This window comes from Pseudomonas sp. P5_A12 (assembly GCF_056400685.1).
Window position 1 is genome coordinate 1 of the sequence record NZ_JBFUKU010000137.1, and the last position, 14,659, is coordinate 14,659.

The 14,659-nt window shown below is 52.5% G+C and carries 17 protein-coding genes and 1 pseudogene; 2 read left to right on the forward strand and 16 right to left on the reverse strand.

Annotated features, from left to right (window positions below; all coding sequences use genetic code 11):
- Positions 1 to 166 precede the first annotated feature (166 nt).
- The 9 genes from AC1DSG_RS18265 to AC1DSG_RS18305 form a co-directional block, all read right to left on the reverse strand.
- Positions 167 to 1,165: a 4-hydroxyproline epimerase gene (locus tag AC1DSG_RS18265; RefSeq protein ID WP_477792136.1), complete on the reverse strand. Its 999-nt coding sequence runs from the start codon at positions 1,163 to 1,165 to the stop codon at positions 167 to 169.
- A gap of 12 nt (positions 1,166 to 1,177) precedes the next feature.
- Positions 1,178 to 2,029 (reverse strand): ABC transporter permease, encoded by an 852-nt coding sequence (locus tag AC1DSG_RS18270; protein ID WP_477792137.1) that lies wholly within the window; start codon positions 2,027 to 2,029, stop codon positions 1,178 to 1,180.
- Complete coding sequence (locus AC1DSG_RS18275; RefSeq protein WP_477792138.1) at positions 2,026 to 2,874, reverse strand: ABC transporter permease; 849 nt, start codon at positions 2,872 to 2,874, stop codon at positions 2,026 to 2,028. Before AC1DSG_RS18275 ends, AC1DSG_RS18270 begins: the two co-directional genes overlap by 4 nt.
- Positions 2,871 to 3,989: a quaternary amine ABC transporter ATP-binding protein gene (locus AC1DSG_RS18280; RefSeq protein WP_477792139.1), complete on the reverse strand. Its 1,119-nt coding sequence runs from the start codon at positions 3,987 to 3,989 to the stop codon at positions 2,871 to 2,873. Before AC1DSG_RS18280 ends, AC1DSG_RS18275 begins: the two co-directional genes overlap by 4 nt.
- Before the next feature lie 76 nt (positions 3,990 to 4,065).
- On the reverse strand, positions 4,066 to 4,914 hold the full coding sequence (locus tag AC1DSG_RS18285) for a glycine betaine ABC transporter substrate-binding protein (protein ID WP_477792140.1): 849 nt from the start codon (positions 4,912 to 4,914) through the stop codon (positions 4,066 to 4,068).
- Between the two features lie 190 nt (positions 4,915 to 5,104).
- Positions 5,105 to 5,791 (reverse strand): GntR family transcriptional regulator, encoded by a 687-nt coding sequence (locus tag AC1DSG_RS18290; RefSeq protein WP_477792141.1) that lies wholly within the window; start codon positions 5,789 to 5,791, stop codon positions 5,105 to 5,107.
- Between the two features lie 468 nt (positions 5,792 to 6,259).
- Positions 6,260 to 6,625 carry a histone-like nucleoid-structuring protein, MvaT/MvaU family gene (locus tag AC1DSG_RS18295; RefSeq protein ID WP_477792142.1) on the reverse strand — a complete coding sequence of 122 codons (366 nt, stop codon included), beginning with the start codon at positions 6,623 to 6,625 and terminating at the stop codon, positions 6,260 to 6,262.
- 105 nt (positions 6,626 to 6,730) lie between these two features.
- On the reverse strand, positions 6,731 to 6,973 hold the full coding sequence (locus tag AC1DSG_RS18300; RefSeq protein ID WP_477792143.1) for a type II toxin-antitoxin system PrlF family antitoxin: 243 nt from the start codon (positions 6,971 to 6,973) through the stop codon (positions 6,731 to 6,733).
- Between the two features lie 236 nt (positions 6,974 to 7,209).
- Positions 7,210 to 7,707, reverse strand: coding sequence for a 3'-5' exonuclease family protein (locus AC1DSG_RS18305; protein WP_477792144.1), 498 nt, complete (start codon positions 7,705 to 7,707; stop codon positions 7,210 to 7,212).
- Between the two features lie 638 nt (positions 7,708 to 8,345).
- On the opposite strand from AC1DSG_RS18305, the gene AC1DSG_RS18310 reads away from it, so the two are divergent.
- Complete coding sequence (locus AC1DSG_RS18310; protein WP_477792145.1) at positions 8,346 to 8,645, forward strand: hypothetical protein; 300 nt, start codon at positions 8,346 to 8,348, stop codon at positions 8,643 to 8,645.
- 767 nt (positions 8,646 to 9,412) lie between these two features.
- On the opposite strand, the gene AC1DSG_RS18315 is transcribed toward AC1DSG_RS18310, so the two are convergent.
- The 4 genes from AC1DSG_RS18315 to AC1DSG_RS18330 all read right to left on the reverse strand — a co-directional run bounded on the left by AC1DSG_RS18315 (position 9,413) and on the right by AC1DSG_RS18330 (position 11,635).
- Positions 9,413 to 9,865, reverse strand: a complete 453-nt coding sequence (locus tag AC1DSG_RS18315) for a DUF6957 family protein (protein ID WP_477792146.1) — start codon at positions 9,863 to 9,865, stop codon at positions 9,413 to 9,415.
- A gap of 63 nt (positions 9,866 to 9,928) precedes the next feature.
- Complete coding sequence (locus AC1DSG_RS18320; protein WP_477792147.1) at positions 9,929 to 10,657, reverse strand: metallophosphoesterase; 729 nt, start codon at positions 10,655 to 10,657, stop codon at positions 9,929 to 9,931.
- Between the two features lie 105 nt (positions 10,658 to 10,762).
- On the reverse strand, positions 10,763 to 11,185 hold the full coding sequence (locus AC1DSG_RS18325) for a hypothetical protein (RefSeq protein WP_477792148.1): 423 nt from the start codon (positions 11,183 to 11,185) through the stop codon (positions 10,763 to 10,765).
- A gap of 42 nt (positions 11,186 to 11,227) precedes the next feature.
- Positions 11,228 to 11,635 carry a DUF6957 family protein gene (locus AC1DSG_RS18330; RefSeq protein ID WP_477792149.1) on the reverse strand — a complete coding sequence of 136 codons (408 nt, stop codon included), beginning with the start codon at positions 11,633 to 11,635 and terminating at the stop codon, positions 11,228 to 11,230.
- A 187-nt stretch (positions 11,636 to 11,822) separates the two neighbouring features.
- On the opposite strand from AC1DSG_RS18330, the gene AC1DSG_RS18335 reads away from it, so the two are divergent.
- Complete coding sequence (locus tag AC1DSG_RS18335; RefSeq protein ID WP_477792150.1) at positions 11,823 to 12,290, forward strand: helix-turn-helix domain-containing protein; 468 nt, start codon at positions 11,823 to 11,825, stop codon at positions 12,288 to 12,290.
- 238 nt (positions 12,291 to 12,528) lie between these two features.
- On the opposite strand, the gene tnpC is transcribed toward AC1DSG_RS18335, so the two are convergent.
- The 3 genes and pseudogenes from tnpC to AC1DSG_RS18350 all read right to left on the reverse strand — a co-directional run.
- Entirely contained in the window at positions 12,529 to 14,064 is a 1,536-nt protein-coding gene (tnpC, locus tag AC1DSG_RS18340; RefSeq protein ID WP_477792151.1) for an IS66 family transposase, read from the reverse strand.
- A gap of 61 nt (positions 14,065 to 14,125) precedes the next feature.
- Complete coding sequence (tnpB, locus tag AC1DSG_RS18345) at positions 14,126 to 14,461, reverse strand: IS66 family insertion sequence element accessory protein TnpB (RefSeq protein ID WP_457362069.1); 336 nt, start codon at positions 14,459 to 14,461, stop codon at positions 14,126 to 14,128.
- Positions 14,458 to 14,659: pseudogene (locus AC1DSG_RS18350) on the reverse strand (hypothetical protein); the annotation flags it as partial. The pseudogene AC1DSG_RS18350 and the gene tnpB, both read right to left, overlap by 4 nt.

The following is a 14,659-nucleotide window of genomic DNA, read 5'->3' on the forward strand; positions in this document are numbered from 1 at the left end:
GTCACTCACATAGCGAAGATTTTTCCCCTTCATGCCTCCGCTAAAATGGCGTCGTTCGATCAATCTTCGATCCACTCATCTACGTTTGAGAATGCGTTATTGGTAGCGTTGAGAAGCCCAATGCGAATTACAAGAAGCCCCTCATCCTGACGCCATTCCTGTTTGGTTACGCCAGTTGAAAGCCATGACGAAGGGGATCTTTGTCGTCGACAAAAATGGTGTTGTGTCCGGTGATTTGCGCCCAACCACCAATACTTGGCCTGATTCCTTCAAACGCGCCCACTTTCACTGAAGCTTCGACTTTCCCTTCGAAGATCGTACCGATCAGGCTTTCGTTGCGGTACGTATCCCCAACCTTCAACCGTCCTTTACCAAACAGTTGAGCCATTCGTGCCGATGTACCTGTGCCACCGGGCGAGCGATCAATTGCCTTGTCGCCGTAGAACACTGCCCCTCGCCCATCAGCTGCCGTGGTGTGTTCATCGTCACACCAAATGACATGGTGAACGCCGCTGATTCTGCTGTTCTCTGGATGTACGGGATCACTTACTTCTGCCAGGGCGGTACGCAGCTTCTGGCTCAGGCTGACGATGTCTGCCGTGGTCAATCCTTTCAAGCCTGACCAGTTTTCCTGTGGCTCAACCACCGCGTAGAAATTACCTCCGTAGGCAATGTCGACGATGAGCTCACCAACACCAGGCACATCGACCACTACATCGGCACTGTGAAGATAACTGGCCACATTGAACAGGCGAATAGAGTCCACATATTCACCGTTCATGGTGTAGTCGACATCCACACGACCCGCTGGTGTTTCGATGGCCAGCCGACCTGGTTCGCGAGGCGTGACCAACCCTTCTTCGATGACAACAGTCGATAAACCGATTGTGCCTGCGCCACACATGGGCAGGCACCCACTGACCTCGATAAACAAGGCACCAAAGTCGCAATCATCACGGGAGGACGGATAGATAACCACGCCAGACATGATGTCGTGCCCTCGCGGCTCAAACATCAACGCCGTTCGTATCCAGTCATGATCGCGTACGAAAATTTCACGTCGTTCCGCCATCGAGACGGATGGCAATAATGGCCCTCCACCTGTCACGACTCGAACGGGGTTCCCACACGCATGGGAATCAACACAGAAAAAGCTACGTCTCATTTTGACAACCTCTCACAGGAGTTTGCGTGGGGAGTGACGCTGCAACGCGCCGCGAGACAGACGATCCAGTAGAAGTGCGACAGCGACAATCGCTAGGCCGGCACGAAGACCTAAACCCATCTCCATCCTTGTGAGACCTCTGGTTACTTCAGCGCCAAGGCCGCCTGCCCCTACAAGACCTGCCAACACCACCATTGCCAACGACAGGAGGATGCATTGATTCAGCCCTACCAACAGAGTCGGAGCAGCCGTAGGTAATTCGATTTTGAACAGAATCGACCTCGGTGAAGCGCCAATGGCCTGACCCAGTTCAAGGAACTCTTTGGGTAGTTGCTTGAAGGCTAGAGTTGTCAATCTGAGCATCGGCGGAATGCCGTAAACGATTGTCGCGATAATTGCTGGCACCCTTCCCAGGCTAAACAGCATCACGGCAGGGATCAGGTAAACCCAAGGCGGTACGGTTTGCATGATGTTGAGGATCGGCAAAAACGCCTCATCGACTCGCTTCACTCGGGCTGCCAGAACGCCGAGTGGAAAGGCAATGGATACCGAAATCAGAACTGCAACTGAGACCAAAGCAATGGTCTGCATTGACGCAACCCACAGCCCGGAGAACAAACAAAATGCCAACATCAATCCGGCAAACAGAGCCACTTTTTTATTGGCAAAAAAGAATGCCAGTACCACCACTCCACCGATCAGGACGTAAGGATGCGGTGCAAGCAGCGCAGCTTCAACCCCACCCAGCACAGCCTCAATCACCTGGCTGATGACTTTGAACAGCCCATGCAAATTGGCGTTGAGCCAATCGACTACGGGAGCAAGGAATGCGCCTGGTGAAAAATGGATTTCTGCTGAAGTCATTTCGATTCTCCCATCCGAGAATGCGCGGCACTCTGCGCCAATCGATCCAGAATCATGGTCAAAATCACGATGGCAATTGCGGCGTTGATCGACTTGGCGATATCGAGTGTGCGCACGGCACCATAGATCGATTCACCCAGGCCGCCGGAACCGACGATGCCGGCGATGACCACCATGCCGAAGGCCATCATCAGACTTTGATTTACCCCAGCCATGATGCTTGGCATGGCGAACGGTAAGCGAATCTTGAAAAACATCTGCCACCCGGTGACGCCACTGGCATCCCCTAACTCGATGAACTCTTTTGGAGTCATGCGAATCCCTAGGGAGGTCAGGCGCATGGCGGGTGGAACGGCAACAATAAAGGTCGCCAACAGCGCCGTGGCAGTGCCATAGCCCAGCAGCGCAATCGCCGGTAGCAAGTAGATGTAGGGCGGCATGGTCTGGATCAGATCCAGGAACGGATCCACGACCCGATCAAACGAAGGAGCGAGACCCGCCAGCACTCCCAATGGAATGGCTACCACTAAAGCAAGCACGGTAGCTGTAAGCACCAGGGCAAGGGTACTGACTGTTTCTGGCCATAAACCCATGACATTACAAAACAACAAAGCCAGACCGGTAAGAATCGCAAAACGCAATCCAACAGCACGCCAACCGATCAGGGCAATGACAATCGCAATGACGTAGTACGGTGGGTAGGCGATGCACCACTGCACACCTTCGTAAACTCCTTTCAAAAACGCATTGGTCGTGTCGAAAACGGACTCTCCATTGTCCATTAGCCATTCAAGGCTCGAGTCGACGACCGAATYGAATTGGTTGGAAAAGTCAGGCGTGCTCATGTCGAGGCCTCCAGTGCAGTAGCGGCTGGAGAAGCTGCGAACTCGTTTGGAATACCTTGAACGCCACGAAGCAAATCACGCGGCGTAATGATCCCGACCACCGCTCCGTTATCAACCACAGCGAGTGCGTCGCGCTCAGACTTCATCGTTAAGCCAATAAGCTCGTTGATATCAGCATCGACCGAAGTCTTGGTGAGCCTGGCGATGTCGCAGCCTGGATTTGCTACTTTGAATGTCTCGACGGGCGTCATGACGGAATGCGCTCTCACCAGATGCAACCTGGAGATACCGGCCACAAATTCCGCCACGTAATCGTCAGCTGGGTTGAGAACAATCTCCTCGGCAGTCCCCACCTGAATGATCGCACCGTCTTTCATGATCGCGATCCGGTCACCAATACGAATTGCTTCGTCTAGATCGTGAGTGATGAATACAGCCGACTTGCCCAGTTCCTTGGTCAGCTGACGGAACTCATCCTGCAACTGCCTGCGAATCAACGGATCGAGCGCGCTGAAAGGTTCATCCATCAAGATCACTTCTGGGTCAGCGGTGATCGCCCGAGCAAGCCCTACCCGTTGTTGCATTCCACCGGACAGTTCGCTGGGGTAGCGCGACATCCAATCGCTCAGTCCAACTTTGGCCAAGGCCTGCTCGGCGACCTTGTAGCGCTCAGCTTTGCCCACGCCTTGCACTTCCAACCCAAATGCCGTGTTCTCCAAAACCGTACGATTAGGCAGCAACGCAACACTCTGAAAAACCATCCCAATATGACGTGCTCTCACCTCACGTAGCTGTGCGGCATTCAATGACGAAAGTTCTTTGCCTTTGACAACTATCTTGCCGGCGCTAGGTGTGATGAGTTTGTTCAACAGTCTTATCAGGGTAGATTTGCCACTGCCTGACAATCCCATGATGCAGAAGATCTCTCCCCGGCGAACCTGGAGGCTGACATCCGAGACCCCGACCACGCAGCCGTAGTTTTGCAGGATCTGAGTCTTGGTGAGCCCCTGCTGAACGACGGCATTCATCGCAGCAGGTGCGGCTTTCCCGAAGATTTTCCAGACTGACTGGCAATCTATCAGCACTTCGTTGGTATCAATTTTGGGCGTTGTCATTTTCGTACCCGTCGAACCAGTTCTCTGGTTTCTCTAATGAATCAAAGGGCGGCAGTGGCGTTATAAATGTAGTACGTTATTTCTTTATGTTTTCCCAGCGCTTCAAAAGCTCAGCGTGCCCAGCTGTCCAGCCTTGAATGGCTTGCTCCATGGTTTTACCGTCCTTCACTTCACCGTTTATTGCAGTGATGTCTGAAATCGGGACGTATACGCTGGCCATTACTTCACGTGCACGTGGGTATTCTTTGGAGAAATCTTTATGACCAATCCAGTAGTAACCTTGTGGTGGAGGGAAAACACCCTTTGGATCCTTGAGGAACTTCAAGTCAAACTTTTGCGCCATCCATGAAGGCTCCCACACAGTGACTGCAACCCACTCCTTACGATCCACAGCCGACTTCAATGCCGCTGTCATGGCAGCGGTACTGCCTTCGAGCAATTTCAGCTTGATGCCGTATGCGCTGACTGCATTGGTAGCGTCACTCATCAAGCCAGACCCTGGCTCAATACCAATGATTTTTCCGCCGAACTTCTCAGCGTTGTCATTGAGCTGGTCGACAGAGTCAATATCAACATACTTAGGAACTGCAATGCCTTGATAGAGCCCGAACGAAACAGGGGAAAGCTTTTCCAGGCGGTTCTTGTTTTTATTCCAGTAGTCATTCGCCGCGTAGTCAGTTTGAGAGGCAAGAACCTGGATATCACCTTTGGTCAGAGCCGCGTAAGCAATGCCCCACTCGGAAAACTCAATGACTTTTACGGTATAACCGGAATCCTCAAGCACCTTTTTGGTAATACCGGTAATAGGTGTCAAGTCCTCCCATGTGAGAGTACCCATGGTGATCGTTTTTTCTTCCGCGTGAACAGGCAGCATTACCATGCCCATCATCGCGACCGCGCAGACTGCCTTCCAAATCTTCTTCATGGCGTTCCTCGATCTATGTTAAAACTTATTATATTAGTCTCTAAACAATAGAGGTTCGTGGTGCACAGCTGTAAGCTCACCAACCGTTTCAGTTGTCGTTGCCTATCAATCCGTAACCGGACTGATATTCAATGCCGTAGTTTCTACAACATCAACTTGTATCGACTCTCAACCAATTAAGCGAGGGTCGTTATTTAATAAGAGATGGCAGGTCTGCCTTCATCCCATGGGGTGCGATAAACATTTCCATGTTCTCACGAGAGAGCTCCCAATGTTCAAAAACCAGATCAACTACAGCGCTCTCGTCACGATTCTCTATGGCTTCAATAAACGAATCGTGGTGCTCTGCGGAAAGCTGTAGCCGTTGCTCCGTATCCTCGTCACGAGGGCGGAAAAAAGTATGGCCAATACGCGCGTGATCAATGAGCAGTCTTTCGAGGCTAGGCTCAAGGTACTGATTACCTGACATTTCACCCATGATCGCGTGGAACCGATTGTTTTCAACGACCATCATCAGGGCATCTCGCGACACGGTAGCAGCGCGGAAACGGCGTTGCGTTTCCTTTAGATCAACCAGTTGATGAGCCTTGAAATTTTGAACGGCCAGACGACCTATCGCGGCGTACACCATTGGGGCAACCAGGAAAAAGTTTCGCAGTGTTGAGTGGTTCATAGGAATCACCCGTGCACCCCGGTTTTCCCTGATATCGATGTACCCCTCACCAGCGAGACGTCGAAATACTTCTCGTACTGGGGTTCTGGAAAGCCCGTAACGCTCGCTGATAGCAACCTCATCCAGCGCCTCGTCAGGATCCAGTTCCATCGTGAGGATCTGACGCTTCAGGTCATCATGAAGAGTGCTCTTGCCGTTTTTCACAATGACCTCCCAAGGCAGTCAAATCAGCGGTTACGGCTTGTTGTTGAATTCAGATTCGCACGGGTTTTGGGTGTCGTCAATGCTTTGTATTTTTTATGTATACACAGAAAATACTGTAAAAATTCACATGCAAAGTTAATTTATTACTTAAAAATCATGCAGTTAGATTTTTTATTCGTATTCGCTTGGTCGTTAACAGAACTGTAACCTGTCGCAAATTGAACGTCCCTTGCCCTCTAAAATACGGCGATTCACCGATTCGGATGTCCACAGGCGCTATCCAAAAGGCCGCAAACGACATGCTGTAGTCACGACAGAAACGGCAATGATCGAGATTCCCAAATCGTGGCGTTGTCATTCTGTTTGCGAATTCGAAAGGTCAGCGTTTAGGACAAGGTACGCGGGGGTGTAAAATTTAGACGCCCACAAAAAAGGGCCCTCTAGGGCCCTTTTGTACTCAAACCAARCTCACTTGGTCAGCCAAGACTCCACGGTTGCGGAACCGTGTTCTGCTTTCCATTCTTTCAAGGTCTTGTGGTTGCCGCCTTTGGTTTCAACGACTTCGCCGGTGTGAGGGTTTTTGTAGACTTTCACCTGACGAGCCTTCCGAGTGCTGGTCTTGGCCTCAGCGACTGGGGCGCGACGGCCTGCATGTGGGTCAAACAGGTTGACCACGTCTTTCAGGCTGTAACCGTACTTCCCAAGCAAAGCGCGCAGCTTTGTTTCAAATTCGATTTCTTTCTTCAGGCCCTCATCGCCTTTCAAGGTTTCGAGAGCTTGGAGCTGTTCGGCGAGATTCTTTTCGAGTTGGCGGAATTCTGCGAGCTTGGACATGGTGGTTCTCTAGCTAGTTAGTCACCTAACAATACACCAAAAACCACAATTTGAATTTAGAGTCAGGGAGCCCCGTGTAGGTGAGTCGAGGTTCGCCGCCCTGATTTATTCGTCTTCCGCTGAGAGCGGTGAATTGAGGTCAACATCTGCCTGACCGACTAGCGCATTGATGCGATCGACCAAACGCGAATCTACGGGCTGAATTAGCTCCGGATGCGCGTCCATATCCGCCGCCAGAAGCCCGAGAGTTCGGGATACGGATAGATGGGCTTCCATCGGTTCATTCGCTGGCGAGGTCTTCTGAATGTGGTGCGCGGACTTGATGTTGGGGATACGAGGATCATTCATGACTCAACCTTATGCGATTCGACGTTGCAGCAACTGCGGGAGTATCCACCTGTTCTGATGCCGAAGTGTTGCTCCGATTAAAGGGAGCTTTGGATGTGAAAATTATGGCTAAGCAATAATTATGGCTGAGCCATAATTTGAAATAATCCAGCTTTGTCCCTTCGCCACCGATGGTGAAACTCAAATCACCAGCAGGACACCGTTCAAAGCTGAGCGACCAACGTCGCGATGTACCTCTATGGTGACAAAACAAGCCGGGAGGCCAAGRKCTTGAAAAGCTCTGCRAGCATTCGCGCGTCGAGCAATGCATGGTGGGGCGGATCAGACAGCTCTACCTCTTCAAGAGCTTCCGCATCGACTTTATTAAAAAGGATCGCCAGGTTGGTTGGTTGATTCATAACCTGGACTGGCCAGGGTTGATGACCTGCACAGACGAGATCACAGAAAAATCGCCAGTCCCAATACGGCGCATCTGAGCACACCTCAAGCTCCTCGGCGAAGCTCCCTAGAAATCCTCGAAGAGAGACTTGAGCTTCGACAAACGACTGACCATACCGCAAAGGATCGAGATGCGGTAAAACGTTCTGGATGACAAAGTCACTGCAGTCGTCGAGCGAATAGGTATTCGTCAACTCAACGTAAAACTCTTCGCCAGACTGCGATACCAGCGCTAGAGATATCAACTTCGAGTACTGATTGAGCTGCGTGAATTCGCAATCTAGGAATATTTTCAACGCCCTGTCCTTTCAACGAGTGCTAGCGTGGCCTGTCATTGGCGCCCATGCTCGTCTCACTACCTAGGGTACCGATGGATTTGCGAGCGAAGTCGGCTGAGTAAGATGAGGCCYGCATTTGTAATTGGACGTGAGGGCTTTCAGTCGTCTCCCCAGGGATCGAATTTGTCCCCATACCTAGCGTATAAGGCGCGATTGCGCTCGATCCGCCTTATCCACGGATCGTAGCCCTTGGGCAACGCAGCGTGCTTCGCGCTGATGATCATTTGCACKGYTTCATCACGCAGCAACCTWCYGGTCAGCTCGCGRYATTCGCCACGCGTMACCACACCATAAGCGGCGTGATTGTCTTTAACGTAGAGATCGGTCATTCCTACCCGCATATGGCCATATTTGTGGACGTCATCCGGGTAGATGTCCTCTAGGCTGAGATATCCCATACCAACTCCGTGCCAAGAATGTACTCACTGAATAGCACTGCCTCTACGCTCCGCAATGTTCAAAGGTGCCACCGATAGCGTGCACCATCATTGAAGTCGTCCCTTCGCGCCAGCGCCTACAAAAAACCAGTTAACAACAAGCGATTAAGTGTGCGCATGATAGCCTCAGCTCAGTTATCACCGTTCTGAGAATCCGCTTTGAACACACCTGACGCACGTGCCGATTTCTACACCCTGATCAACGCACCGAAATTTTCCGATGACCCCATTGGGCACCGTCAGAAAAAGCGGTGGCAGCTCATCGCTGGAGACATTTACAAAAGCACATCCAGAGAGGCATTGCTCGAAGCCAGGGGCAAAGCCGAAGGCTACATCGATGGCCTGGTGGACGCAGGGCATTTGTCGACGAGAGACACAGACCGCGACTATCTCATTTTGAGTATCGTCCAACGACGGCGTGAGTTTTTGCAAAAACTGCTGAACGAGTACGGTTATTGAGCCTAGGCGAGCTGTCAGCCGTCCGATGGTAAAACCAGCATCATAGGATAGAGTCAGTTTGAAGCGCTCCGCAGGGGTAACTCGGAGCGCTGCTGATCGAAACCGTAAAGGGCTAGCAAGCGATTTCTCAGCGGTCTGACCGAGCTAGAGAATCGAGCTTGGCCTGAATCGACTCCCATTCCACCATTGAAACGAGTACCGCTGTCCTGCGATCCCCTTCGATGAAAACCGGTTTGCGAGTCGTGATCACCTGGTCGAGCAACTCGTCAAAATGGGCTATTGCCCTAACGACTGACCATCGTTCATCTGCCATATGACACTGCCCAATCAGGTGATCAAATGATGGCTTTCATACTACCGATTAGAATCTATCGGCGGACTGGAGAAGCTTCAAAAAGCTAGCTCTGCCGAGGTCTCGCCTGAAGCTAGCGATGACGTAAATACCATCTTGAGTCTCGAGTAACCAAAATCGCCCTTCTTTCCTCGCCGACTGAATTTTACCCGTGTGAAGAATTGAACCATCAACTCTGTGGTAGGCATCATCCTTCTCAGAGTGATCGAATGACACCCCGACGCATGTGTCATCTGCAATAAAAGCGTCGCTGATGAATGCCGTGACAGGCACCGTGTATTTGCGAAGGYTTGCTCGCACCAAACGGCGCAGCTGAAATTCGCTGACATCTTTACTATGAAATTCCAGCTCAATTACTYCAGGCATCCAACTCAAGCTCCAAAACGACCAYGWATAWACCGTCGGYAAGCATCGCTCACCCTGCCTTCATTGAAAAAGCRGCACCAATGCTMGCCWCTTTKCTCAGTCCTGGCCCAAGCAGGAGATAGACAGTATTTTTGGTTTCAAACATGCAGCCTTCMGTGAAAGACACGCCGAAATTRCTGCGYACCCACATRSTMGGYTGRAARCGMCCTTTACTGTCYARWACGAYTTCGTGWGCGAAAAGCGTYGCSGGAAGTAGWCCGAGCCGGGAGAGCTTTTCTTTCTCAGCAGGGTTAACCGTRAGGTCGATCAGGATCCACTGCTTCACCACGCAGAATGCTTTGCCKGGRAATGTTTTTGCTGCCAATGCAATCAGCTCATCTTSGGTGCCCTGCCAGCCAGGTGCTTCCTKYCCTGCTCCGTAAAGRAGCTGGGAAATSTCTTCTAAYGTMACCATGTGAAWTTCTCGATCGATTTGGGTTTWGATCGCACAAATGGAATTCATCCCCAGCGCCAGAACGTAGGGAAAACCTCAGATTGCTGAGATTTATCGCTGAATCGCAGCTCATCAAATCTCGAGCAAAAAATCCTGATCGAAACCGGTGTCTTCASTCGGRTATCCGCGAGGATTTGACACAACTCGRCATCCTCSTTTAACGAAATCCGCAGCGATGTGGGTATGTCCATAAAYCCASAGATCGGCCTTCTCCAGAAGCTCWGSCCAATTGTTTGCGTACGCRGCAATGAGGTGTTCAGGAAAATCCTTACTCACGTGTTCCAACGCAGGGGCATGGTGCGTGACGACAACAGTTTTACCTGCGAAGGGCTTGTCCAATTCCCAAGTAAGCCAGGCGTACGCCGCCTGCGATTTAGCGATCAAGTCATCAGGACGCAAACGCCGGAAATTTGCATCGGTTCTGATCACGGTGAAATCGTTCATCCAGTCCCAAGCAATACGTTTCGCGGCATCGACATCACCGGTCGACGAGTAGTCCGTCCACGCCGTCGTGACCAAAAACCTGGTTTGATTCAGGATCAAGGCCTCGTTTTCGAGTGCATGGACGTGTGGCGCAGCCGCCTCCTTCATCTTCCGCAACGTGTGATCAATGTGGCCGCCGTAGTACTCATGGTTTCCGCAGACGTAAATCACTGGGCACTGGAATGTGTCGTTCGCCCAAGCTACGCCGCGCGATTTGATATCAATGTCACCAGCGAGAATGACTACGTCCGCGGCGCTTGGGACGGGCTCGAATCGAGCGAACCCGAGGTGCAGATCTGAGTAAATCTGAATTTTCATAGCAGACGACCACTTTCGTTTTAGTTGTCATTGCATACAGCTGCGGCGGGCGGCCTCCGATCATGGCGCGCCTTGCCAGGAGAGGCTGCGATTTACGTACTCGGATTAGAAAATCACTCGAAGCCCTTTGAGAGAGTGAGGGTCAACAAGACAGCCTGGGGCATCCGTATAAGCCTTTTCGTCGCCAATGTTATGAAGGCAAACACGAGCACCACTAGAGTCATATCCGACCAACAGCCCCGAAAGCCCCTCCATAATCCATTTGCCGGCTTTGTTCATCCACCCAGGCGTGACGACCTGAATTTCCGTAACGACAAAATCGATGGTTTGTTGGGAAATTATTTCTTCGAGCATATCGACGTCACTAATCATCATGGTGCGTGTCCATACCCTGCCCTCCAGTCGCTCTTCAAGGACAACGTGATACCAAGCATGAGCCAAGTGGCGCTCAAACATCCGCCAGTTCGAATATCCATCCCCAAAAATATTAGGCGCGCCCTCGGCAGCGGTCTCATGACTTCTAAACATTTCACATTCCCGTGGATCTACCGAACGCAGTCGCAGCAGATATCATTGATAGAGAGACAGTATTGCAGCGAGACTGGCTGACTTTTCGTCGCCGTCTCCCGCCAAAACGTACACCGTGTTTTTGGTTTCAAAGAGAAAGCCATCTTGGAATGAAATGGCCATGGTGCTGCGCACCCAATTTCCGTAATCGAAGCGTCCTCGGCTGTCTAGGATGACTTTTTCGGCGAAAACAAAGAGCGGCAGGTGGCCATGAACGTGGATTTTGGTGAGATCCCCATTGCTCGCTATCGCGCGCACGATCGTCCACTGCTGGACGATGCAAAAGCCTTTGTTGGGGAAGCGGGTTTGTACAATGCGAATCAACGCTTCTTGGCTTTCTCCAGATCCGGAGCGTGGCTCTCCGGCGGTGGATAGGAGCTCGCTGGATGCTTGGATTTCTTCGAATTCCATGCTTAATTCCCGTCAATACATGTCATATGTTTAAGCGCATCACCGTTAGGAAAGCTCACGGAAGCGACACTACCTCGGGCATTGCCTCTCATGAATGATGAAACCAATCGACCCGTAACAAGGATTATATGACGTGTTATGGGTCGACGCAATGTGGCTTTATCCTCTGTTTTGTAGAGGATCATAAATGTCTCTCAGCGAAGCATTTGCGGCCGTTGTCCGGGCCTTGAGACAAAAATCAGGAATGTCCCAGGACGATCTACCTTTAATTGATCGCTCTTATCTGAGCCGCGTGGAGCGCGGCAAAGGGAACGTTTCGATCGAAATGCTTTTGAAAATTTCAAAAATGCTGGACGCTGAGCCCACTGTTCTAATGCTCCTAACAACTTCTTTGCTTTCTGAGGAGGCGACAGATGTGGCATTGGAGCGGATCTCGAGGAAGCTAGAGACGCTGAAAGAGACTGGAGTGATCGAGCTGATCTCCAGCGGTGGTATGCCACGCCAACATGGACGACCTTCCAATCTCGCTGCGAGTGAAAGACTAAAACGTGCTCCACAGCTGAAGCAGAGAGGCCTATCTAACTCAGAGATAGCTCGAGAATTGGAGGTTTCTAAGTCAACGGTACAACGGTATCTAGCCAAGACTTCTAATTAACTCACAAGCGAAAATTGCTGCATCTGATGACCTATCACTCACGAATGCCTCCCCCTCTACTCGACCCCCTTCGCCCAATTCTCCACATGCATGCTATGCAGCATGGCCATCGCACTGAAGAGATCTTGAATCGGGCATGACCGAGCAAAACGATATCCGGATGCGAGGTGGAGGAGCATTCTCGAAGTCAGTTTATGGGCAAAGAGATGTAAGCGTCCGGCGAACACGCCTTGCGTAATTAATCGGACGCCCACCTGTGCGGAAGCAACTGCGTAATCTCACTCGCCCGCTGCGTCGGCAGACGAGTCAGTACATCTTTCAGATAAGCATACGGATCGTGGCCGTTCATGCGTGCGGACTGGATCAAACTCATGATCGCCGCCGCCCGTTTTCCACTGCGTAGTGATCCGGCAAACAGCCAGTTCGAGCGTCCGAGTGCCCACGGTCGGATTTGGTTCTCGACCTGGTTGTTGTCGATGGGCACAGCCCCATCGTCCAGGTAGCGCGTCAGCGCTACCCAGCGTTTGAGGCTGTAATCCAAGGCTTTGGCCGTTGCTGATCCATTGGGCACCAGATCGCGCTGGGCCAACATCCAGTCATGCAGCGTTTTGATTATCGGCGCTGCCTTTTCCTGGCGTATTCGCCAGCGATCCTCATCGCTCATGTCCCGCGCTTGGCGTTCAATTTCGTACAAGCCGCCAATCGAGTGCAGTGCTTGTTCGGCCAACTGGCTTTTATTCGCCACGTGCAGATCGAAAAATTTACGGCGGGCGTGAGCCATGCAGCCGATTTCGGTCATGCCTTTCTCGAAGCCGGCTTTGTAGCCAGCGAAATCGTCGCACACCAACTTGCCGTTCCAGGAGCCGAGGAAGTTACGCGCATGCTCGCCCGCTCGGCTTGGACTGAAGTCGTAAACCACGGCCTTGAGTGCCGAAAACGGCGTGCTGCTGTAGGCCCAGACATACGCTCGGTGGGTTTTCTTCTCGCCCGGCGCGAGCATCTGCACCGGGGTCTCATCGGCGTGGATTACGCCCTCGGCCAGTACCGCTTCGCGCAGTGCGTCGACCACTGGCTGAAGCTGTACGCCAGTTTGTCCAACCCACTGCGCCAGCGTCGAGCGAGCGATCACCAGCCCGGCGCGGCCAAAGATTTTCTCCTGCCGGTACAGCGGCAAGTGGTCAGCGAACTTCGCCACCATCACATGCGCCAGCAGGCCTGCGGTCGGGATGCCCTTGTCGATGACCTGCGCGGGAACCGGTGCCTGGATCAGTGTTTCGCACTGGCGGCAGGCCCACTTTCCACGCACATGTTGCTCGACGGTGAATACGCCAGGTGTGTAATCGAGCTTCTCGCTGATGTCCTCGCCGATGCGCTGAAGTTGGCAGCCGCAGGCGCACTGGGTGTTTTCTGGTTCGTGACGGATCACGGTGCGTGGAAACTGCGGCGGCAGCGGCGCACGCTTGGGCTTCTGACGTGGCTCGGCTGGTGCAGGTGGCGGATTGACCGCCTTCAACTCGGCTTCGATGGCCGCGATATCAGTGTCGAGCAGGTCATCGAGCAAGCTGCCTTGGTCGGGACTCAGCTGCTCGCTGCGCTTGGCAAACTTGTGCCGTTTGAGGATGGCGATCTCATGAGCGAGTTGCTCGTTGACCGTTTCGAGACGGTGGATCTTCTGGCCCATCGAGTCGACCTGGGACAGCAACTGCATGGCCTGTTCGGCCAAAGCGCGCAGCTGTTCCGGTGTCATCTGGTCGAGATTGGGCGAGGAAGGCATGCCGTTGATTGTGCCAGAGCAGGCGTTCAGCGGCGATAAACCGATAGGCTAATGGCAGGTGCTAGAGCACTGTGATCGAGCCGCCCGCGCCGACCCGCTGCCAAGGCAAACCCAGTACCAAGGCTTGAAGTTGCTCGTTATCGAGTTCGACTTCCGCCCCGTGGCGGATGCCGGGCCAGTGAAATTTTCCTTGGTTTAGTCGTCGCGCGGCAAGCCAAATACCCACGCCGTCATGCACCAGGACTTTCATCCGGTTAGCGCGGCGGTTGGCAAAGAGATAGGCACAGTGCGGCTTCGCCGCACCAAATACGGCGATCACTCTGGCCAGCGCGGTCTCGGTGCCGGCACGCATATCCATAGGTTCGGTGGCAAGCCAGATGGCGTCGATGCGGATCACTGGGCCAGCTCGCGGATAAAACGGGCGCACCCATCAGGATCTGAGGATGGCCACTTCACGGTGAGTTTCCGCGGCCCAAAAGGAACCTCGATGCTGATGGACGTTTGCTGATCGGGCTGGGTTCGGGACTCTAGTTTCATCGGAACGAAAGCGGGCAACTTCGGCGCCTGACGATCACGATAAGCAGGTATCCACTTT

Excerpts from the sequence above, each read along its gene's own strand:
- tnpC (WP_477792151.1), bottom strand. The coding sequence starts at position 14,064 with ATGCCTTCCTCGCCCAATCTCGACCAGATGACACCGGAACAGCTGCGC.
- AC1DSG_RS18295 (WP_477792142.1), bottom strand. The coding sequence starts at position 6,625 with ATGTCCAAGCTCGCAGAATTCCGCCAACTCGAAAAGAATCTCGCCGAA.
- AC1DSG_RS18335 (WP_477792150.1), top strand. The coding sequence starts at position 11,823 with ATGTCTCTCAGCGAAGCATTTGCGGCCGTTGTCCGGGCCTTGAGACAA.
- AC1DSG_RS18330 (WP_477792149.1), bottom strand. The coding sequence starts at position 11,635 with ATGGAATTCGAAGAAATCCAAGCATCCAGCGAGCTCCTATCCACCGCC.
- AC1DSG_RS18300 (WP_477792143.1), bottom strand. The coding sequence starts at position 6,973 with ATGAATGATCCTCGTATCCCCAACATCAAGTCCGCGCACCACATTCAG.
- AC1DSG_RS18265 (WP_477792136.1), bottom strand. The coding sequence starts at position 1,165 with ATGAGACGTAGCTTTTTCTGTGTTGATTCCCATGCGTGTGGGAACCCC.
- AC1DSG_RS18285 (WP_477792140.1), bottom strand. The coding sequence starts at position 4,914 with ATGAAGAAGATTTGGAAGGCAGTCTGCGCGGTCGCGATGATGGGCATG.
- AC1DSG_RS18280 (WP_477792139.1), bottom strand. The coding sequence starts at position 3,989 with ATGACAACGCCCAAAATTGATACCAACGAAGTGCTGATAGATTGCCAG.
- AC1DSG_RS18270 (WP_477792137.1), bottom strand. The coding sequence starts at position 2,029 with ATGACTTCAGCAGAAATCCATTTTTCACCAGGCGCATTCCTTGCTCCC.
- AC1DSG_RS18325 (WP_477792148.1), bottom strand. The coding sequence starts at position 11,185 with ATGTTTAGAAGTCATGAGACCGCTGCCGAGGGCGCGCCTAATATTTTT.